17 protein-coding genes are annotated in these 20,435 nt (G+C 53.5%); 6 read left to right on the plus strand and 11 right to left on the minus strand.

Features of this window, described 5'->3' with window-relative positions; all coding sequences use genetic code 11:
• Positions 1–623: 623 nt before the first annotated feature.
• The gene (locus tag AC4PHM_RS06135; RefSeq protein WP_492020010.1) at positions 624–1,250 is read right to left on the minus strand and encodes a carbonic anhydrase; all 627 of its coding nucleotides are present in this window, start codon (positions 1,248–1,250) and stop codon (positions 624–626) included.
• Between AC4PHM_RS06135 and AC4PHM_RS06140 the strand changes: the two genes are divergently transcribed.
• Entirely contained in the window at positions 1,249–1,389 is a 141-nt protein-coding gene (locus AC4PHM_RS06140) for a hypothetical protein (RefSeq protein WP_492020011.1), read from the plus strand. The genes AC4PHM_RS06135 and AC4PHM_RS06140 overlap by 2 nt on opposite strands.
• Here AC4PHM_RS06140 and aroC read toward each other — a convergent pair.
• The 6 genes from aroC to AC4PHM_RS06170 form a co-directional block, all read right to left on the minus strand.
• Positions 1,386–2,495, minus strand: coding sequence for a chorismate synthase (gene aroC / locus AC4PHM_RS06145; RefSeq protein WP_492020012.1), 1,110 nt, complete (start codon positions 2,493–2,495; stop codon positions 1,386–1,388). The genes AC4PHM_RS06140 and aroC overlap by 4 nt on opposite strands.
• Positions 2,496–2,553: 58 nt before the next feature.
• A complete protein-coding gene (gene aroB / locus AC4PHM_RS06150) occupies positions 2,554–3,921 on the minus strand; it encodes a 3-dehydroquinate synthase (RefSeq protein WP_492020013.1) in 1,368 nt (455 codons plus the stop codon).
• On the minus strand, positions 3,918–4,784 hold the full coding sequence (aroE, locus tag AC4PHM_RS06155) for a shikimate dehydrogenase (protein WP_492020014.1): 867 nt from the start codon (positions 4,782–4,784) through the stop codon (positions 3,918–3,920). The genes aroB and aroE overlap by 4 nt, the downstream gene beginning before the upstream one ends.
• Before the next feature lie 427 nt (positions 4,785–5,211).
• Positions 5,212–7,722, minus strand: a complete 2,511-nt coding sequence (locus tag AC4PHM_RS06160) for a DNA gyrase subunit A (RefSeq protein WP_492020015.1) — start codon at positions 7,720–7,722, stop codon at positions 5,212–5,214.
• Positions 7,723–7,734: 12 nt separating this feature from the next.
• Positions 7,735–9,705 carry a DNA gyrase/topoisomerase IV subunit B gene (locus AC4PHM_RS06165; RefSeq protein ID WP_492020016.1) on the minus strand — a complete coding sequence of 657 codons (1,971 nt, stop codon included), beginning with the start codon at positions 9,703–9,705 and terminating at the stop codon, positions 7,735–7,737.
• A gap of 703 nt (positions 9,706–10,408) precedes the next feature.
• Positions 10,409–10,720 carry a carboxymuconolactone decarboxylase family protein gene (locus tag AC4PHM_RS06170; protein WP_492020017.1) on the minus strand — a complete coding sequence of 104 codons (312 nt, stop codon included), beginning with the start codon at positions 10,718–10,720 and terminating at the stop codon, positions 10,409–10,411.
• A gap of 799 nt (positions 10,721–11,519) precedes the next feature.
• Between AC4PHM_RS06170 and AC4PHM_RS06175 the strand changes: the two genes are divergently transcribed.
• Genes AC4PHM_RS06175 through AC4PHM_RS06195 form a run of 5 tightly spaced genes read left to right on the plus strand, consistent with a single transcriptional unit; the run spans position 11,520 to position 16,423 of the window.
• The gene (locus tag AC4PHM_RS06175; protein ID WP_492020018.1) at positions 11,520–11,960 is read left to right on the plus strand and encodes an ACT domain-containing protein; all 441 of its coding nucleotides are present in this window, start codon (positions 11,520–11,522) and stop codon (positions 11,958–11,960) included.
• 35 nt (positions 11,961–11,995) lie between these two features.
• The gene (locus tag AC4PHM_RS06180; protein WP_492020474.1) at positions 11,996–13,228 is read left to right on the plus strand and encodes a homoserine dehydrogenase; all 1,233 of its coding nucleotides are present in this window, start codon (positions 11,996–11,998) and stop codon (positions 13,226–13,228) included.
• 11 nt (positions 13,229–13,239) lie between these two features.
• On the plus strand, positions 13,240–14,298 hold the full coding sequence (thrC, locus tag AC4PHM_RS06185; protein WP_492020019.1) for a threonine synthase: 1,059 nt from the start codon (positions 13,240–13,242) through the stop codon (positions 14,296–14,298).
• On the plus strand, positions 14,299–15,195 hold the full coding sequence (gene thrB / locus AC4PHM_RS06190; protein ID WP_492020020.1) for a homoserine kinase: 897 nt from the start codon (positions 14,299–14,301) through the stop codon (positions 15,193–15,195). It abuts the gene before it with no gap.
• A gap of 1 nt (position 15,196) precedes the next feature.
• Positions 15,197–16,423: an aspartate kinase gene (locus AC4PHM_RS06195; protein WP_492020021.1), complete on the plus strand. Its 1,227-nt coding sequence runs from the start codon at positions 15,197–15,199 to the stop codon at positions 16,421–16,423.
• Positions 16,424–16,574: 151 nt separating this feature from the next.
• On the opposite strand, the gene phoU (AC4PHM_RS06200) is transcribed toward AC4PHM_RS06195, so the two are convergent.
• From phoU (AC4PHM_RS06200) to AC4PHM_RS06215, 4 genes are all read right to left on the minus strand, one after another.
• Positions 16,575–17,222 (minus strand): phosphate signaling complex protein PhoU, encoded by a 648-nt coding sequence (gene phoU / locus AC4PHM_RS06200; RefSeq protein WP_492020022.1) that lies wholly within the window; start codon positions 17,220–17,222, stop codon positions 16,575–16,577.
• A 313-nt stretch (positions 17,223–17,535) separates the two neighbouring features.
• A complete protein-coding gene (gene phoU / locus AC4PHM_RS06205; RefSeq protein WP_492020023.1) occupies positions 17,536–18,186 on the minus strand; it encodes a phosphate signaling complex protein PhoU in 651 nt (216 codons plus the stop codon).
• Positions 18,187–18,453: 267 nt separating this feature from the next.
• Positions 18,454–18,975: an adenylyltransferase/cytidyltransferase family protein gene (locus tag AC4PHM_RS06210; protein WP_492020024.1), complete on the minus strand. Its 522-nt coding sequence runs from the start codon at positions 18,973–18,975 to the stop codon at positions 18,454–18,456.
• A gap of 228 nt (positions 18,976–19,203) precedes the next feature.
• Positions 19,204–20,421, minus strand: a complete 1,218-nt coding sequence (locus AC4PHM_RS06215) for a DUF438 domain-containing protein (protein WP_492020025.1) — start codon at positions 20,419–20,421, stop codon at positions 19,204–19,206.
• Between the last annotated feature and the right edge of the window lie 14 nt (positions 20,422–20,435).

The raw sequence follows: 20,435 nt of genomic DNA on the forward strand, positions 1-20,435 counted from the left end.
ATTTATAGCTTTTGTCACTGGTCTTATTATACACCAGAAAAACTGATTTCAAGCATCAGGTTTAATTTTTCAAAAAATTCGAAATAGTATAATAAAACATCCCTTCCACCTGTTTACATTCGACCCTTTTAATGCTACACTGATTTTGTCACAAAAAAATATTTTTAGGGAGGAAATGTCTCGAATGAATTCTACCAAAAATCGCACTCTAAACGCAGCAATCAAGAACCCCGGTGAATTCGAAATGGCTTGTGAAATTTGTCATAACTCTGCAGATTTGATTCGTTTTAAGAACAAATACGTGTGCGTTAACTGCAGGGATCAAATTCGAGAATCTTTCGCCCAGTGGATGTAGCAGTTAAGAGACAATCATTAATATTTTCAACGCGATCGATGGTTAAACAAAACTTTCAAGACAATGACTAATCTGAAACCTTTCTGACGCCTGTGACTCCAGGCGTTATTTTAATTATAACAAAAAAGAAGGCCACGGTGACCATCGGCAAATCGCTTTTACACGATTTCCGCAGCCACAGTGGCCTTTCTTATGAGTATTCTGCGCCCTTCGTCCGGCGAAAGCACGGGGGGGCTATAGCCTGAATCCAACAGCGCCCCGCTTCGCCCTAACCGTTAGCCAGTACAAACGCGCCCTCTTCCCTGTCGTAAATGAAGACCTCGCCGGTCTCAATGATATAGTACCACCCGCTTAGATTCAGTGCTCCAGCCAAAACGCGCTCACGGATGTACGGATAACTCCACAAATTCTTGAGCTGCTCCGTGACATTGTACTGCTCCATCATCCACTCCCTGGCCTCGGGACCTTCACCGGTCATGGTGCTGAGGACCTTCTCCCTGGCGGGCTTTGCCAGTTCCAGCCACTTCCTTGTATGGGGCATGGTCAACAGGGTCTCAGGCAGGTTCAGCCCAGCAGCGCAGCCCCCGCAGTTGGAATGGCCGCACACAATGATGTTCTTCACGTTGAGCGACAGGACGGCGTATTCCACCGCTGAGGTGGTCGCCACGAATTCACCGGTGTCTCTGTAGGGCGGGATCAGATTGGCCACGTTGCGGATGATGAAGAGCTCGCCCGGCAGCGTCTTGGTGATGAGGTTCGGGTCAATGCGTGAGTCTGAGCAGCTGATAAAGAGCGTGTGGGGGTTCTGCTGACGCTTCAGACTGGTGAACAGCTCTTTGTGCGTGTCGAAGTCGTCTTTTCTGAATTTAACGATGCCATCGAGCAGTTTTTGCATGAATCAGGTCCTTTCCATAAAAGCAGCGCCCTGCCGCCTGGTGTTTGACCTGGTGGCTTGGGGCGTGGTGGGTGGCTTTGGTGACCATCGGCAGAAGCTTTTAAAGAAGTTCTCTGCCGATGGGCATGTAACGTCCTAATACCGCGCCAGAAGCTCTGCGGCGTTGGCTTTCGCCTCAAGTAATCCGATGGCCGTGACGGCCTCAACGACGGGGACGGCACGAACGACAATAGTGGGATCGTGTCGGCCGGTGACGCTGAGCTCGGCGTTGACGTGCTCGCGAAGGTCGACGGTCTGCTGGGTGAGGGCAACGCTGGAGGCCGGTCTGAAGGTGACTTTCAGGCGCATTGGCATACCGTTGGTGATGCCGCCGTTGATGCCGCCGCTGTGGTTGGTCTCGCTGACGACGCGGTCGCCCTCCATGCGCCAAGGATCGTTGGACTTGGAACCGCGCATGGCGGCAAAGTCAGTGCCTGCGCCAAACTCGACGGCCTTGACTGCGGGTACGGAGAACAGCAGCTGTCCCAGAAGACTCTCGATGCCTTCGAAGACGGGATCGCCCCAACCGACGGGTAGTCCGGTGACGCCCACTTCAATGGCGCCGCCTATGGAGTCGCCTTCCTCGTGGGCTTTCGCCAGCATAACTTTGGCCTGTGCAATGGCATCGTCCGAGAAAAACGGCATTTCTTTTTTGCGTAGCGCGTCTTGGTTTTTTTCGGTTACTTGGGTCGCCATGTCGTCAATGCCTGTGTCCAGGATATCGCCAACCTGTGCGACGTGGCCCAGGATCCGGATGCCGTGCTCAGCCTCGAGAATCTGTGCGGCCAGGGCGCCGGCGAAGACAAGCGGTGCGGTCAGGCGGCCTGAAAAGTGGCCGCTGCCCCGGGGATCGTTGAATCCGTGGTATTTGGCATTGGCGGCGAAATCCGCGTGGGATGGTCTTGGAAAACGTTTCAAGGCCTCATAATCGCTGGAGCGTGTGTCTTCATTTCTAAAGAGCGCTGTCAGCGGCGCACCGGTGAGCGCGTCTTGAAAAAGGCCGGAGACAATTTCGAATTCGTCTTTTTCTGAGCGTTTTGTGGCATAAACGCCCGTACCGGGCTTTCTGCGGGCCATGGCCGCCTTTAATTTTTCCAGGTCAGGCTTAAAGCCTGCTGGGAGGTGATGGATGGTGATGCCAATGGCAGGGCCATGGGATTCTCCAAACAGGGAGTACTGAATCGCTCTGCCCCAGGTGCTTCTCATAGTGGGTAGTCTCCTTTCGGCTCATTTTAATTTTGTTCGGGGATGTGGTCGGTGGTTTTTATTCTCTTTGCTCTAATAGGTCTGACTTAACCACTTTAAAGAAGGCGTCCACGTCGTCTGATGCAATGGGATAAACATAGCCTTCTCCGGGCTTTCTGATCAGGATGACTTCCAGGCCGGATTCTGTCATTTTCTTGTCTCTCAGGACCCAGTCCTTCAGTGCTGGAAAATCCAGTGGCGGGGCGCTCTCAAAGCCGAGTTCGGCGAGTGCGGACTCCAGGCAATCTGTAGTGCCGGATTCCGAAAGGCCTTTTTCTTCCGATAGTCGTGTGATCCACTGCATGCCAAGGGCGACCCCTTCTCCATGGGTCAATGCACTGTAGCCGCCTCTGCTCTCCGCGGCGTGTCCCAGTGTGTGGCCGAAATTCAGGAGCTTGCGGTCGCCTGTCTCTTTTTCATCAGCTTCGACAACATTTTTCTTGATGCTTAAGGCGCGCTGCAGAAGGGCGTTGATGTCTGGCAGGGCGGAAATTTGCTGCCCTTGCTGAGACTGGTTATGTTTTGTCGGTGCGTCATTGGATTGATTTCGTGGCAGACCCCGGAACTGATCCAGGATCATAGGAAGCAGATCTTCATCCCGGATCATGGCGGCTTTCACCATTTCCGCGATGCCGTCTCTCAGCTGACGGACCGGTAAGGTGTCTAGAAATTGCGGATGGATCAGAACGGCCCTCGGCTGGTGGAAAGCGCCCACGAGATTTTTGCCTTCCGGCAGGTCAATGGCCACTTTGCCACCGATGCTGCTGTCCACCATAGCCAACAGGCTGGTTGGGATTTGAATAAAAGACACGCCCCTAAGCCAGGTCGCTGCCGCGTAGCCTGCCAGATCGCCTATGACGCCGCCGCCAAAGGCAATGACAAAGTCGCGCCGTGTCAAACCCGCTTTGACAAAGTCTCGGTAGAGGCGCGAAAGCTGTTCCATGTTTTTGCTGCCTTCGCCGTTTGGAAGGACTGAAACGGAGAGGAGCTTGTTTAAATTGACATCAGAGCTCTGGCACAAAATCGAAGTTGGTGTCAGGCACTCAGTTGATGTTGGTGTCTGACACTCACTTGAAGTTGGGGACAGGTACAATGTTTCATTGTGAACCTGACCCCAGCTTTCAATTTGTTCATAAGCCCCGGGATGCAGCAGCAGCGCCTGACAAAGGGTTTTGCCATGGAGCGCCCACACCGTATCATCCGAGACTATGGCGCAGCGGCGCCCCTTCAGCAGCGACGAAAGCTGATCAAGGGCATTGTTCCCAATGTGGATCTCATAATGCTGATCCTGACCCTTGATGCGCATGTCCAGCTGCACCGAATTCGCATGTGTTGACGTGCTGGTGTCTGCAGACGCATCCGTGTTTAAGCGTTCTTCCGACTTCACTTTTTCTCACCCTCACCAGGATGAAGGGCTTTCATCAATTCTGTCTGCAGGAGGGTCCTTGCGCGATCAACCTGCTCATCTGAAAGATTGAACCAGATCTGCTCGGCAAGTACAGCCTGCTCAATCAGCATATCAATGCCGAATATGACTCTATGACCGGCGGCTTCCGCTTCGCGGATCAAACGGGTCCGTCTTGGTTTATAGACGATATCGCAAACATCGGCACCCGGTTTTAAGTATTTGACATCAACAGGCGTTGCGTCTTCAAACGGGTACATGCCCACAGAGGTGGTGTTGATGACGAGGTCATAGTTTTTGAAGTCTTCGCGATCTACGAAATGGGCCTTGCCAAAGATCTCAAGATCCCGGATCAGTGCGTCGGCTTTTGTCCAGGTACGGTTGCAGATGCCCACTTCCTTGACGCCATTATACATCAGAGACCCGGCTATGCCGCGGGCGGCGCCGCCGGCACCCAAAATAAGGACCTTCTTGTCATCAACAGGTCCGATCTGACGGCGCAGTACCGAGATCAACCCGGGACCATCCGTATTGTAGCCAATGAGACCCTCCTGCGTTACTGCGACGGTATTGACCGCACCGAGCTTCTCAGCGAAGGGATCCAGGCCGTCCAGATGACCTATAACGGTCTGTTTGTGTGGAATTGTGACATTGAACCCGCCTATGCCAATCGCTCTGAAGCCCGCAATGGACGCGCCAAGGCGTGTCGGCTCCACATGGAAAGCCAGATAGGCTGCTTTGAGCCCCAGCTCATTAAATACTGTGTTGTGGATCCACGGGGAACGGCTTCCCGCGACCGGATCACCAATCAAGCCATAAAGGCGTACTTCTTCGGTCAGGTTCATAAAAATTCTCCTTCGCTCATAAAGTTGTTCCATTGTGTGAATTTTCACTGATTATACAGACTCCCCCGCAAAAAGTCCAGTAATTAATGTGAGCAGGTCTTATAGAAGTTGCAGTATTGAGAGAAACTGGGTGTCAGCGGCTAATGCCTATCAACCCCGAGTTTCATTGTGAAATTTGGTGTCTGACACCCAGTTTCTTGCCCTCGCCACAACAAAAATAAAGGGGAAGCTGGCTCTACGCCCGCTTCCCCAACCTTGCTCTTCAATCACGGCTACATGATTCAACATTTGCTACGCTGACGCTACGCTTCTTCCCTCCGCTGCTCCGCTTATAACTATCATACGCAGTTACACAGAAAGAATCAAGAAATATCACAAAGAGAAACTGGGTGTCTGCGGCCAGCGCCTATCAACCCACAGTTTCCTCCTAGGCCTCTTCCAGCGGAACTTCCAGCTTCTCGCGAATCCCAAGCAGGGTCATAGGATCCAGTACCTTACCAGACGCCGGCACACTCGCAACCTTATAAGCTGCCACCACATCATTCCCCGGCTCCGTCAGCATAGCGTAATCCACATGACTGCCCTTTTTAAGCCGGACACACTGCACGCCAACCGTATTTTTAGACGCCTTCTGCGCCACAAGCCCCAGATCAAAGGTCAGCGCCGTATAAGCGTCCGCTCCCGCCCGGCGTACCAGGAAGAGCTCGCCGCCCTCACGGGCGAAGAAGATGCCGACTGGCCGGGACTCATCGGAGTAGGCCTTGATGAGCTTCTTGCGGTAAGTCTTGGTCTCGTAGGATTTGAGCGGCACTTTAGCGACTTTGCCGTTTTCAAAGGCAAAGACCATCTCGCCCTCGTAATCCGAGGTGTTAACAATGTAGAGGACCTTTTCATCGGGCTCAGTCTCAATTAAATTGTAGACATAGTGTCCCAAAGTAGACGCCTTGTGCTCATCCAGTTCATGGGCCTTGAACTTGTACACCTGACACTTGTCCGTGAAGAACAGGATGTCGTCGCCATTCGTGCCGTCCAGAGCCTGGACTATGCGGTCCTCATCCTTGAGCTTATGGCTGCTGGCCATTCTCAGGGAGGCCAGCGAGACCTTCTTGAGGTAGCCATGCTCCGTCAGGAAGAGCTTCAGCGGGAAGGCGTCAATCACAGACTTCTCCTCGTGAACCCTGACTTCATTCAAATGGACGACTTCCGTCTTTCGATCCTTGCCGTACTTTTTAATGATCTGCTGTTGTTCGGAAATGATGATCTTATCAATCTCTTTCTCATTCTCTAGGGTCTTCTGAAGCTTTTCAATCTGCTCCTCGAGGGTTTTAGTCTCCGTCAAGCGCTCCAGGACGTATTCCCTATTGAGATGGCGGAGCTTGATATCCGCGACGTAGTTGGCCTGGAGCTCGTCAATATAAAAAGCGGACATCAGATTTGGCACGACATGGCTGTCCTCATTCGTTTCCCGTATGATCCGAATCGCCCGGTCAATGTCCATGACCACTGCTTTCAAGCCATATAGGAGGTGGAGCTTGTCCGTCAGCTTGACGAGATCGTAGTTCAGGCGGCGGCGGATACAGTCCTTTCGAAAGCGCAGCCACGCCCCCAGAATGCCTTTGACGCCGGTCACGGCCGGTCGGCCGTCGATCAGCAGGTTGAAGTTGCAGGCAAAGCTGTCCTCGCAGGGGGTATAGCGGTAGAGCTTCGCCATCAGCGCGTCCGGATCGACGCCCCGCTTCAGCTCCAGGGCAATCTTAAGGCCGCTGAGGTCCGTCTCGTCCCGCAGATCGCTGATCTCCTTGACTCTGCCCAGCTTCACCAGGTCGACGATCTTTTCCAGAATCGCCTCCACCGTAGTGGTATAAGGGATTTCATAAATCTCAATCAAATTTTCTGCCTTGTCGTAGCGATATTTCGCACGCAGCTTGAAGGAGCCCTGACCGGTCCGGTAGATCTCAGACATCTGGCGCTCATCGTAGAGCAGAAAGCCGCCCGTCGGAAAGTCCGGGCCGGTGAATACTTTGGAAACCTCAAACTCGGGATCCTTCAGGTATTCAATCACCCCCTGGCAGACCTCCTTCAGGTTGAAGGAGCAAATATTGCTCGCCATGCCTACCGCGATGCCCCGGTTCGCGCTGACCAGCACGTTGGGGAAGACCGTCGGCAGCAGGGTCGGCTCTTTCATGCGGCCATCATAGTTGTCCACGAAGTCCACGGTGTTTTTATCAATGTCTTTGAAAATTTCGTTGCAGATCGCGTCCAGCTTGACCTCGGTGTACCTGGAGGCCGCAAAACGCATGTCCCGGGACGTCACTTTGCCAAAGTTGCCCTTGGAGTCGACGTATGGCTGAAGCAGGGCGTCGTAGCCCCGGGTCAGCCGCACCATAGTCGCGTAGATGGCCTGGTCCCCGTGGGGGTTGAGCTTCATGGTCTGACCCACGACGTTGGCGGATTTTGTCCGCGGCCCGTCCAGGAGCTTCATCTTGTACATGGTGTACAGGAGTTTGCGGTGGGAAGGCTTGAAGCCGTCAATCTCCGGGATGGCCCTGGAGAGGATGACGCTCATGGCGTAGGGCATGTAATTGTGCTCCAGGGTCTGGGTGATGGGCTGTGGCACCGGCGGGTTGTGGGTGCCCAGAATGCGGCTTGAGGTGCTGCCGGCCCTTGCTTTTTTCACTTTGGTGCTGGCTTTTTTTCTCTTTGACTCGGCCTTGAGGGGCTGTCCGGCGTCCGACATAACGTCTTCTTCCGCCGTCATGTCCTCGTCCTCGTCCTCTTCAAAGTCCAGTACCTCTGCCGATGGTGATTCTTCGTCAAAGTCACCTGCGGTACCGTCACCATCGGCTAAAATTTCTTCATCTTCCAAAGCCTCAAGATCAAACGTCTCATCGAGATCAATCTGATGTGGCTCATCTTGGTCATGCTTCTTTTTTGGCAACAGTTTCACCTCTTAGCTTAAGTCGAGCTGATCCAGGTACTCATACCCGTACTGCTCGATGAATTCTTTGCGTCCTTCCAGGTCGTCCCCCAGCAGAACCTCGAACATCTTCTCCGTACGCTCGACGTCCTCGGGCTCAATGCGGATCAGGCGGCGGGTGTCCGGAGACATGGTCGTGAGCCACATCATCTCCGGGTCGTTCTCGCCGAGACCCTTTGATCGCTGGAGGGTGTACTGGCCTTTGAGGCCCTGGAGCATCTCCGTCTTTTCCTTGTCGCTGTAGGCGAACAGGGTCTTTTTGCCGGCGGTGATCTCGTAGAGCGGCGTCTCGGCAATGAAGACCTTGCCCTCGTGAATCAGGGTCGGCATGAGGGCGTAGATCATGGACAGGACCAGGGTGCGGATCTGGAAGCCGTCCACGTCCGCGTCGGTGCAGATGATGACCTTGTCCCAGTTGAGGCTGTCCAGGTTGAAGGTATCGAACTCCTTGGCGTGCTTGGACTTGATTTCGACGCCGCAGCCCAGGACCCTTATAAGATCGATGATGATCTCACTTTTAAAGATCTTGTCGTAGTCCGCCTTCAGGCAGTTGAGGATCTTGCCTCGAATAGGCATCAGGGCCTGGAACTCCGAGTCCCGTGCCAGCTTACAGGCGCCGAGGGCGGAGTCGCCTTCCACTATGTAGATTTCTCGGCGGTCCAGGTCTTTGGTCCGACAGTCGACGAACTTTTTGACCCTGCTCATGAGGTCCGTCTTGCTGCTCAGGGCCTTTTTCAGGTTGAGACGCGTGGACTCCGCCTTTTCCCGGCTGCGCTTGTTGATCAGGATCTGATCAATGATTTTGTCCGCTTCCTCCGCGTTCTCGATGAGGTAGACCTCAAGCTTCTTGCGGATGAATTCCGTCATGAAGTCCTGGATGAACTTGTTGGTGACGGCTTTCTTGGTCTGGTTTTCGTAGCTGGTCATGGTCGAGAAGGAGTTCACCACCAGCACCAGGCTGTCCTGGATGTCGATGAAGTTGATCTTCTTTTCGTTTTTCTGGTACTTGTTTTGCTTTTTGATGTATTGGTCGATTTCCGCCGTAAAGGCGCTTTTTACAGCCTTGTCCGGGGAGCCGCCATGCTCGAGGAAACTCGAGTTATGATAGTACTCAATGACGTTGACTTCATTATTGAAGCAAAAGGCCATCTCCGCTTTGACTTTGTACTCCGGTTTGTCTGGCCGGTCCCGTCCCACACCTTCATCAGAATAGTACAGGATCTGGGTGAACCGCTTGTCGTCACCAATCTCCTCCAGGTAGTCCACAATACCGTTGTCGTAGATGTATTCCCGCGTCGTGTTGGACTCCTCGTCCTGGTAGATGAAGCGCAGTCCTTTGTTGACGATGGCCTGGCGCTTGAGGACTTCCTCGAAATACTCGCTTGGAATGGCTATATCCGTGAAGACGTCCAGGTCCGGGCGCCATTTGATGGTCGAGCCCGTCTGCTTTTGCTTCGTCAGCTCCTTGTAGAGTCCCCCGACGTTTTCGCCTTTTTCGAAGTGAAGGGCGTAGAGGTGGCCGTCGCGGATGATCTCGACGTCCATGTACTCCGAGCTGTACTGAGTAGCGCAGAGGCCCAGTCCATTGAGGCCAAGGGAGTACTCATAGGTCTCCCCGCTGATGTTGTTGTACTTGCCTCCGGCGTAGAGCTCGCAGAAGATCAGTTCCCAGTTGTAGCGGCCCTCCGGCTTGTTGTACTCCACCGGAATGCCCCTGGCTTTGTCGATGACGCTGATCGACCGGTCCGCGTGCCGTATGACCGTAATTTCCTTGCCGTACCCTTCCCTGGCTTCGTCGATGGAGTTGGACAGCACCTCAAAAAACGTGTGCTTCGCGCCCTCCAGCCCATCCGACCCAAAAATAACCGATGGACGCTTCCGCACCCGATCGGCACCCTTCAGGGAGGTAATGCTCTCATTATCATAAGTTCTCGTTTGTTTCACCACAAAAAACACCTCTCAAAATGGTCACACAGGACTATTATAACAGAACGCGCGTGCGTAAAGGGATGATTTTTTTTGGGGACGCGGACAAGTTCTGGGTTGGGGACGCGGACGAGTTTCAACTTGGGGACGCGGACGAGTTTCAACTTGGGGACGCGGACAAGTTTTAACTTGGGGCCAGAGCTTTGTAATAATCCTGTAATATTTCATGTTGTACCATGGCTTGCCTGGCGTGCCCCTCGCGGCTGCGCCTATTGCTCCACCCGAGGCCTCGCTGCGCTCACCCTCAGCCTGCGCTTCGGTCGCGGGCTGCGCCCTTCTGGAAAGTCACATCTCACTCTACCAGACGTGCCCCTCGCTCCACCCGAGGCCTCACTGCGCTCAGCCTCAGCCTGCGCTTCGGGCGCGGGCTGCGCCCTTCTGGAAAGTCACATCTCACTCTACCAGACGTGCCCCTCGCTCCACCCGAGGCCTCACTGCGTTCAGCCTCAGCCTGCGCTTCGGGCGCGGGCTGCGCCCTTCTGGAAAGTCACATCTCACTCTACCAGACGTGCCCCTCGCTTCACCCGAGGCCTCACTGCGCTCAGCCTCAGCCTGCGCTTCGGGCGCGGGCTGCGCCCTATACAAACAGAAGTGGCCCCGCCCAACTGAAAGCGAGCTTTCAGTTGGGCGGGGCCACTTCTGTTTGTGCACGTCTTTGCTGTTACGTCTCTTCCTCATGAATCACCATCATGGCTTCCATCATCTTAGGAAAGCCTACAGTTGGCGCTATGAGCAAAATGGCATGCTCAATCTCTTCCACCGTACAGCCCGCCTTCTTCGCCTTTTCCACATGGGTCCTCAGCGCGAACTTATACCCAGACGACGCCGACAGCGCCACCTTGATCAGCCACCGCGTCTTCTCCTCCAGCGGCCCGCCTTCCTCATGCACCGCCTTGCCGTACTGCCTATACGCTTCATAAACTTCAGGGTAATGCTGAATAAACTCGTTCAAATTTTCAGTCCGTTTTTTCATGCTCATCACCTCCTTTTATTAATACCAGAAACCGCGTCCACCGAAACAAGCGGCATCAAGTTTTTCTTTAGTGCCGCATCACTAATCTCCAAAAAACAAATGCTTTTGCCGATGGTCACCCCCACCCAATCACGGACGTTAATGTAAACGGAAGCAAAAGTCGATAAGCTTTTACCGCCGACGCCATCCTCCTGGCAGTTATTGGGTGGAAGCTGGTGTCAGACACCGTCTTCCACCACAGCCACTTCGCCCCTCTGTCCGCATGTGAAAAACCCAAGTATTTTTTCGCGAACACTTTCACCTGATGAAACCACCACGTCACTTCCGCGTCTTCCAATTAAAGCTTTGAGCCCATCCAGCAGGGCGAAGCCCGCAGCGAAATCCGCTCACAAGAAGGGTTATAGGTGTTTGGCACCGCAGAAATGCAGGCGGCCGGCGATAACAAAAAGATAGAAATTTCATCCAAAAAAACAAATGAATAACGGGGCTCAAAGCCTCCTTTTTGCTTGACACTGTCCGCCCCAGCATGTTATAGTATCCCTCAAGCGGACAGTTGTACGAGAAACAGAGATAATGTTTGTTTTAAAATACAATTTCCTACGATTTGAAATACACTTTACATGACCATCGGCGGACACGCTTTTAAGCCTTTATCATTTGTCCGCGTACGGCGGTCACCACAAAACCAATCTATCAAACGCACCATTCACGCACCACAAAATTACAAAATCACCAATCACCGAACACAAACGTAAAAATGCAAGGCACAAGCAAGAGGAGAAACCGAAGGAGGATCACCTTGGACAAGAGCAAATTCATCATCCTCAGCGTCGAAGCGGTCCCAGAGGTCTACGTCAAAGTCCTCGAGGCCAAAGAGCTGCTTAAAAACGGCACCTTTGACGGCGTGACAGACGCGGTCAAAGCCGTCGGCATCAGCCGCAGCACCTACTATAAGTACTGCGACCATGTCTTCCCTCTCGCCGAGGGCGCCATGGGCAAGCGCATCACCATCTCGCTCCTGCTCTCCCACGAATCCGGCGTGCTCAGCCAGTTCCTGCAGACCATCGCCGAGAAAAACTGCAACGTCATGACCATCAGCCAGGACGCGCCTATCAACGGCATCGCCAACGCCTCGATCACCTTTGACATCAGCGAAATCCAGTGCACCTTCGACGAGCTGATCGAGACCCTGCGCAGCTCAAGAGGCGTCAAGAAAATGAACATCGTCGCAATCGAATAGACTCATAAACATAGGTGGTGAACAATTTGAAACGAGTGGTTATGTTGGGGTTCGGCACGGTGGGCTCAGGCGTCATGGAACTGATCGAGCGCAACCGCGCCTACCTTAAAAGCAAGTATCACAACGAAATGCAGCTGACGGGCATCCTCGTCAGAGATCCCGAGAAATACAAGGGCAGGGGTGCCGATGGTCTCCTGACCACCTCCTTCGACGAGATCCTGGCGCAGCAGCCGGACATCGTCATCGAGGTCATGGGCGGCATCGAACCTGCGAACACGTACGTCAGAACGCTCCTCGAACGCGGCGTCAGCGTCGTGACCGCCAACAAGGATCTGATCGCCGAATACGGCCTGGAGCTCATGGAAATCGCGCGCACAAACAACGCCAGCGTCAGCTTCGAAGCGGCGGTGGGCGGCGGCATCCCGGTCATCAAGCCTTTCAGGGAGTCCCTTAAAGGGAACCGGATTGGATCTATCGCCGGCATAGTCAACGGCACGACCAACTTCATCCTCACCAAGATGTATGAGGAAAACCTGGAGTACGACACAACCTTGAAAATGGCTCAGGAAGCCGGATTCGCGGAAGCCGACCCAACTGCGGACGTCAAAGGCTACGACGCCGCCAGGAAGCTCTGCATCCTCTCCTCGATTGCGTACGACAAGATGATCCGCTGGAAAGAGATCAAAGTCGAAGGCGTGGACGGCGTCACCAAGACGGACATCCAAAACGCCCGGGACATCGACCGCAAGATCAAGCTCCTGGCAGTCAGCACCCGGGATGGCAGTGAGATCCACTGCTCGGTTCGGCCGGCACTGGTTCACAAGCACAGCGCCCTGGGGCACATCGACAATGAATTTAACGCCGTTGAAGTGGAAGGCGACGCCGTGGGCAAAGTCATGTTCACCGGAAAAGGCGCCGGCAAGTTCCCGACCGCCAGCGCGGTCTACGGCGACCTCCTCGACGTTCTGACCGGCAAGACGGACATGGTCCTGCCTCTCAACGACGACACCAACTACAAGCTTTCCAAATACTACGCACGCCGCTCCAAATGGCTGGTCCGCCTGAAGGTCACCAGCATGCCGGAGACCATCGACTTGGTTCTCGGGTCCTTCCCAATCCACGCGCTGAAGCTCTACCGCCTCAACGATCTCGACAATGTCTTTTTCGTCGTCGAAACCGAGGACGAGCTTGAGCTCTATGAAAAAATCGTTGAAATGAAGTCACAGAACTTCGTTCAAGACGTCAAATATTTCTTAATGTACGACTAGGGGGCCGACTCATGTATACAGGACTTATAAACCGTTACCGCGAATTTCTTCCCGTCAGCGATAAAACTTGTGTCGTCAGCTTGTCCGAAGGCGACACGCCGCTGATCCGGGCTTATAATCTCGAAAAGCGTTTTCCGGGCATTGAAATTTACTTAAAATACGACGGGCTCAACCCGACGGGTTCCTTCAAGGACCGCGGCATGACCATGGCCGTCACGAAAGCCCTCGAAGAGGGCGCCCGCGCTGTCATCTGTGCCTCCACGGGCAACACATCTGCTTCCGCGGCTGCTTATGCGGCCCGCGCCAACATGAAAGCTTTCGTTCTGATCCCGGACAACAAGATTGCCCTTGGCAAGCTGGCTCAGGCCGTCGCTTATGGCGCCGAGATCCTGCCTATCAAAGGCAACTTCGACGTGGCCCTGGAACTGGTCCGCAAAGTGTCTGACAATCATCCGGTGACCCTGGTTAACTCTGTCAACCCATACCGCATTGAAGGCCAGAAGTCTGCGGCGTTTGAAATCGTAGATGCCCTGGGCGACGCGCCGGATTACCTCTTCATCCCGGTCGGCAATGCCGGCAACATCACGGCTTACTGGAAAGGTTTCAAGGAGTTTAAGGCTTTCGGACGCGCACAAGGTCTGCCAAGACTCTTTGGCTGGCAGGCTGCCGGCTCCGCGCCAATTGTTGACGGCGCTATTGTTAAAAACCCTGAAACCATTGCGACTGCCATCCGCATAGGCAATCCTGCCAGCTGGAAGCAGGCAACCGCAGCCCTTGAGGAGTCAGGCGGCTTCATCGGCAAGCGCACGGATGACGAAATCCTGGAAGCCTACCGCATGCTGTCCACGTCAGAAGGCATCTTCGCAGAGCCGGCATCCTGCATCTCTGTCGCCGGTCTCAAGGAAGCCTACGAAGCAGGCAAAATCGAAAAAGGCGCCCGCGTGGTCTGCGTTCTCACCGGCAACGGCCTGAAAGATCCTGATACTGCTATAAAATACGCCAATATGTCAGAGGTCATTGATGACGATTATAATGCGATCGAGGCCGCTGTCCTGAAGGGGTTGAAGTAAATGCTGCGAATCAGAGTCCCCGCCACATCCGCGAACTTTGGCCCGGGCTTCGACGTCCTGGGTGTGGCACTGAGCCTGTTTAACGAAATTGAAGTCGAAAAAGCAAACGGCGTCTTCGACTTTCAGTGGGAGGATGGATCGACCTTCGGAGATGAGGAAAACCTCGTTCTGTCGACCATGGCAAACGTCTTCGACTTATTCAACTATAAGGTTCCAGGCTATAAAATCCGTTCCAAAAGCTGTGCCATTCCCGTCTCTCGCGGTCTGGGAAGCAGCGCCGCCTCCATTGTGGCTGGCATTTACGCCGCCAACTACCTGATGGGCGGAAAAATGACCAAGGAAGAAATTTCAGCACTGGCCACGAAATTTGAAGGCCACCCGGATAACGTGGTCAGCTGTATCGAAGGCGGCATGGTGATTTCAGCAGTGGGTGAAAATGGCGAAATCCTGTCAAGTCAGGTCAAGCTCGCGACTGGCCTCAAGTTGGTCGTCATGGTGCCGGATTACAAGCTCTCCACCCGCATGGCGCGTTCCGTTCTGCCGGATACCTATTCCCGGGCAGACATGGTCTACAACGTCTCCCACGCTGCGCTGCTGGTCACCTCTCTTTGCCGCGGCGAGTTCAATAAACTGCGGGTAGCCCTGGGCGACCGGATCCACCAGCCTTACAGACTGCGCCTGATTCCCGGTGCAGAGGCAGTGTTTGAGCTCTGCCGCAGGGCGGGTTCCCTGGGAGAATTCATCAGCGGCGCCGGCCCGACACTGATCGCCCTCGTACCGGAGGATGATACGGATTTCTGCGAACGGATCCGGCCACAGCTCGACGAGCAAGTCCTGGAATGGAAAACCTATGAACTCGAAATCTGCCACAGCGGCGTAAGTCTTGAGGTGATGTAACTTGGGAACTATTGTACAAAAGTATGGCGGCAGCTCCGTCGCCAATGTCGAACGCATCCAGCACGTCGCCAGGCGCGTCGTGGAAAATAAAAGAAATGGCAATGACGTGATCGTCGTCGTCTCCGCCATGGGGGACACCACCGACGAGCTGATCGAGAAAGCCGCTCAGATCAATCCCCACCCGTCTTCCCGCGAAATGGACATGCTGCTCTCCACAGGTGAGCAAATCTCCATTTCCCTTCTGGCCATGGCCATTGAGGCGGCCGGCGAGCCCGTCATTTCACTGACCGGCGGCATGTCCGGCATTTTGACGGACACGGCCCACAAAAAGGCACGGATCGCCAGCGTTGACCCTACCCGCGTTTTAAAAGAATTAGCCGATGGAAAGATCGTCATAGTCGCCGGCTTCCAAGGGGTGACAAAGGACTGGAACATCACCACTCTGGGTCGCGGGGGCTCCGACACCACCGCGGTTGCTCTGGCAGCGGCAGTCAAAGCGGACCTTTGCGAGATTTACACAGACGTCGAAGGCGTCTTCACTGCAGATCCCCGCAAGGTGCCCCAGGCTGACCAGATCCCAGAAATCAGCTATGATGAAATGCTCGAGCTCGCCAAGCTTGGCGCCCAGGTCCTGCACCCGCGCTCCGTAGAGCTCGCCAGAAAATATGATGTCCCGCTCGTCGTCCGCTCAACTTTCAGTGATCATCCCGGAACCCGGGTCGTAGAGGTGAATCGTATGGAACAAGTACTCGTGCGTGGCGTCACGCTCGACAATAACATTGCCCGCATTGCCGTCGCCAATGTCCCTGACCAGCCGGGCATTGCCTTCGGACTTTTCAAGAAGCTCGCAGACCACCACATCACCATTGATATGATTATCCAGAACCTGAACCATGCTGCCAAAAACGACATTTCCTTCACGGTGGCGCTGGACGACCTCCACGAGGCCGCTCAGGTCAGCCGCGAATATCTGAGGGAAATTGGCGGTCAGGGAGATGTCCTCGAGAAGGAAAATGTCTCCAAAATCTCAATTGTCGGCACCGGCATCACAGGCAACGCCGAGGTCGCGTCCAAGCTCTTCGGCACACTGTATGATCTTGGCATCAACATTGAGATGATCAGCACCTCCGAGATCAAAATCTCCTGCATCATCGACTCCGAAAAGTGCGATGAGGCCCTCCGCCGCCTCCACACCGCATTCGCCCTGGACAGATTGGATATCGTCTAACATAGGTAGGGTTTGTCAGGCAGGTATGCGGAGGAAATGAATTAAGTTGTACACAATCTATTTCACTTCCTCGCCATAGTGACATCAAATTTCATTGTATTCAAAAAGGGAAGGCTGGGCCATTGTTGGCACTGCCTTCCCTTTTTCCTCGTTAGAACTCCATACGCTTCCCGCTGGCGTGATAGATGGCGGCTTCGCAGATATTGGTAGCGTGGTCTGCTGTTCTTTCCAGGAAACGGCCCACAAACAGCAGGTCGATGACCTGGTTCATGATCTCCTTATTCCCTGCCAGCATCCCCAGCAGCTCCATGTAGATCTTTTCGTAAATGGCGTCCACCTCATCATCCAGCTCCGCCATTTTGCAGGCCTCGTCCATGTCCTCATGCACGAAGCTGGAAAGGCTGCCGCGGATCATTTTATTGACCAGAGACGCCATCTTGGGCAGATCCACCAGGGGCTTGATGTAGGTTTCCTTGCTCAGCCGCTCTACCACATTGGCAATATTCACACCGTGGTCACCCATACGCTCGAGGTCTGTCGCAATTTTCAGTGCTGACGTGATCAGTCTCAGGTCTTTCGCTACAGGCTGCTGCAGCGCTACAAGGCTGACGCAGGTATCCTCAATCTTATGCTCCAGCACATCTGACTGCTCTTCGAGCTCCCTGACCCGCGCGAGCAGCTCAGCATTCTGAGTCAGCAGTGCCACCATGGCTATTTCAATCTCATCTGCCACAATATTGCCCATTTCGAGAATTAAGTCCTTAACTTCCTTTAACTTGGCATCATAACCTTTTCTCATCAGAGAATTTCCCCCTCATATTTCCATGAAATTTATCCTATCTTCCGAACGCCTTCTGCTATCTTATGCAATAAGTGACCACTGCCAAAACAAAAATAGTCAGCCGATGGTCATTTAACAAACACATTTTTTTGACTATACACAAAATCCCCCCAAATCTCAATACTTTTATTCACGCGGACTGGTCGTTCCTCCTCCGCTTGCAGGAACGCAAGAAAAACACGCGTCGTCTGACACGTGCCCTCCTCACTATAGTTCAACGAACCGCAATTCGTGGACCTCAATTATGGAATGGCTTGATTCCACCTTGATGTTAAAAACTCACCCGTTCCCCACTCACTGTATACACGACCCGTTCGCAGAGATTGGTGACGTGATCGCCCACCCGTTCGAGATATCTGCCGGTAAACAAATAAGCCACAATTTGGTCACGCTGCTCCGGGTGGTCTACCAGAATTTCGAGCATCCCCCGATAAAAAGTCTCATAGGTCAGGTCCACTTCATCATCGATTCGAGCCGTCAGAACCGCAAGCTCAACACTGGAACGCACATAACTGTCCGTCCACTGACGAAGCATGAGGGCTACCAGCTCAAACAGCTTCTGCAGCTCGATCAGGGGTTTGATCGTAAGGCGCTCTTTCTGGGCCAGCACTATGCGGGCAATGTTGACGTTGTTGTCGCCTATCCGCTCCAGATCCGTAATCATCTTGAGTGTGGACTCAATCCGCCTGAGATCACAGGCCAGAGGCTGCTGAAGGGCAATGGCGTCAATGCATTCACGTTCGATTTCCATTTCCAGGTCATCGATGCGTTTGTCCATTTTTTTCACCTGATAAGCCAGCTCTTTGTCCTGGTTTATCAGAGCGGTCTTCGTCAATTCAAGCTGCTCTTGAATTAAGATGATCATAGTCATCATCATGTCGTCCATTTTTCGAATATTATTTACCAGTTTTGGTCGATTCAAAAATGTTACCTCCTATTCGCCTGCCACCTTGAAACCATCATACAGGTCCATTATTTCTTCTAAGTTAGGTCTGTGTTAAATTCAGGTGAAATCTTCCTCAACCAGGAAAGTCCATTGTTGCATAATACTTAGATCAAACACGCAAAAAAGCCCACTGGAAGCAAACAGTTTTCTAAAACTGCGGGTCCAGTGGGTATAGTAAAGGGGCTGCTAATTAAGAAGTAGCATAAATACCGTAAACAAACCAATTTGAATCACAGCTCATTATTAAAAACGCATGCGCTTCAGATCCTCATAAACCAGTTCTGGCAAGAAGTGCCTGAACGCTTCCGGGTGCTTTCGGATTTGCGCGCCTGAGACTGGGTGGCTGTCCCTGTTTGGATCATAAAGGCAGTGGGGAATGCCCAGTGCTGCAGCCAGGACGTCACCGTAGCTTTCAGAGGAGAACAGGATGTCCGTCTCAGAAAATTCTTCCATGAAATAGCGGGTCCAAGCCGCCTCAGCTTCCGGTGTGTGTTCCCCGGTTACCGGCAGATGGACTTCTCTGAGGTCCACGATCCTGACGCTTAACGACGCACCAAACAGCTTTTCAAACCACTTACTCCTGATCTCTTTAGAAATGGGGTCCGATGGTTTCGAAATCACCGCCACCGTCAGAATCTCACACCGCTCCAGCGCAAACCGGATCAGCGCTACGTGTCCCAGGTGCAGCGGCATGAACTTCCCAATAACAAGGCCGCAGCAGGGTTTCTCTGAAGATAGACTAATAGTTTTAAGGTTCTCTGACATAGTGTCCTCCAGAGTGGGGAAAGAGTTTGTATTGTCTGATTGAGTCTGAAACTTTCATGGTAATTAATACCCAATGGAAACGCATTCCCTCACGTCCTTACAGAAAATTATTGTTTCGGACGGCGAGGGTCGCGTCGTTTCTGGTGCGGCATGAGTTGGTTCCATTGAGCGTTCGGGAGTCTGGGAAGTATCTGGACAAGTGAAACAAAGCCTACTTCCGGAAAATATCTACCCTTCCCAGGACAGCAGCCGCCGCTGTCCCTCCATCTTCTGAATGTCCGTAATATCCTGGCTGACTTCCAGGACGCCGCGGTAGGTTGGGGGACCATCGGCAGAGTCACAGGGTGTTCTCAGGGCAAAATACTGGATCAGAACTTTCCTGCCTCTGAGGTCGATCCAAAAGCTGGCGGTGTCTTGGCGACCTTCTTTGAAGGCCTGGACTATCTCGAGGACTTTTTCGACGCTCTCCGGCGGGTGGCAGTACCGCACGTCTCTGCCTATAATTGCGGCCGACCGCGGGAAGAAGCGGTCTTTTGGTCTGGAGAAATATCTGACCTTATCGTTTTCGTCTACATAGGTCATGTCCACCGGCAGCGCATCCAGAATCAACACCAGTTGGTCGGCGCTGAGGGTGCCGGTACCGGTGTTGATTTCGAGACCGTGAAAGGTGGGGGTGGGGTTTGGGGCACCGAGACCATCGGCAAAAACAGGCTCTGGGAGGGTCTGAGGATCAAGATACGGGAAGCCATACTCGAAGCTTTGGTGGGTCATGGCCTTAAAAGTGTCGGGATCAAGGGCCTCTGAGGCGCAAGGGTACAGGATCAAAGACTCCTTTTGGTCGAGGCCTATCATATTGAAGAAGAGCTGACCAAGCTCGGCATTGATTTCCTGCTCAGGGGCAGTGGCCTCCGTCAGCATTTGCATGACCCTTTTAAGGCTGGTGCGGGTGGCGCCGTGCAGGGCCCACATGATAGCGACGCCTTCGAAGCGCGCCATGCGCTGCTCCATGACCGGGAAGAGGATGTTTTCCTTTTTGAGGTAATGGGCGTCGAACTCGAGAAGCGGTGTCAATGCTGCTAGGAGTTTGTCACGGTTGTCCAGGGTTTTCCCCTGTTTCAAGACTGCTTTGACCTGGTCCATCTTCGCGTTCATGGCTTCATTTTCCCGCAGCATGAGATCAATAAAGGTACCCGGCTCGGGCTTGGGCCAGTTGTAGTTGCTGAGAGCGTGGTAAAACACGTTGATGACTTTGTCTAGGACGCTGAGGATGTCCTCGTGGCTAGTGCCTGAGGACCAGACGCGGTACAGGATTTCAAAGACCTCCTGTGGGGTCACAGCTTCAATTTCAGGGCGAAACTCTAGGTAGAGTGTCTTGCCGTCCTGTTTTTTCAGGACGCCGTGGACATAGTCTACCAGGCGGCTGACTCTGGTTTCGTTTATTTTCAACGGGCTCACTCCTT

The organism is Acidaminobacter sp. QWL-03, from assembly GCF_058683855.1.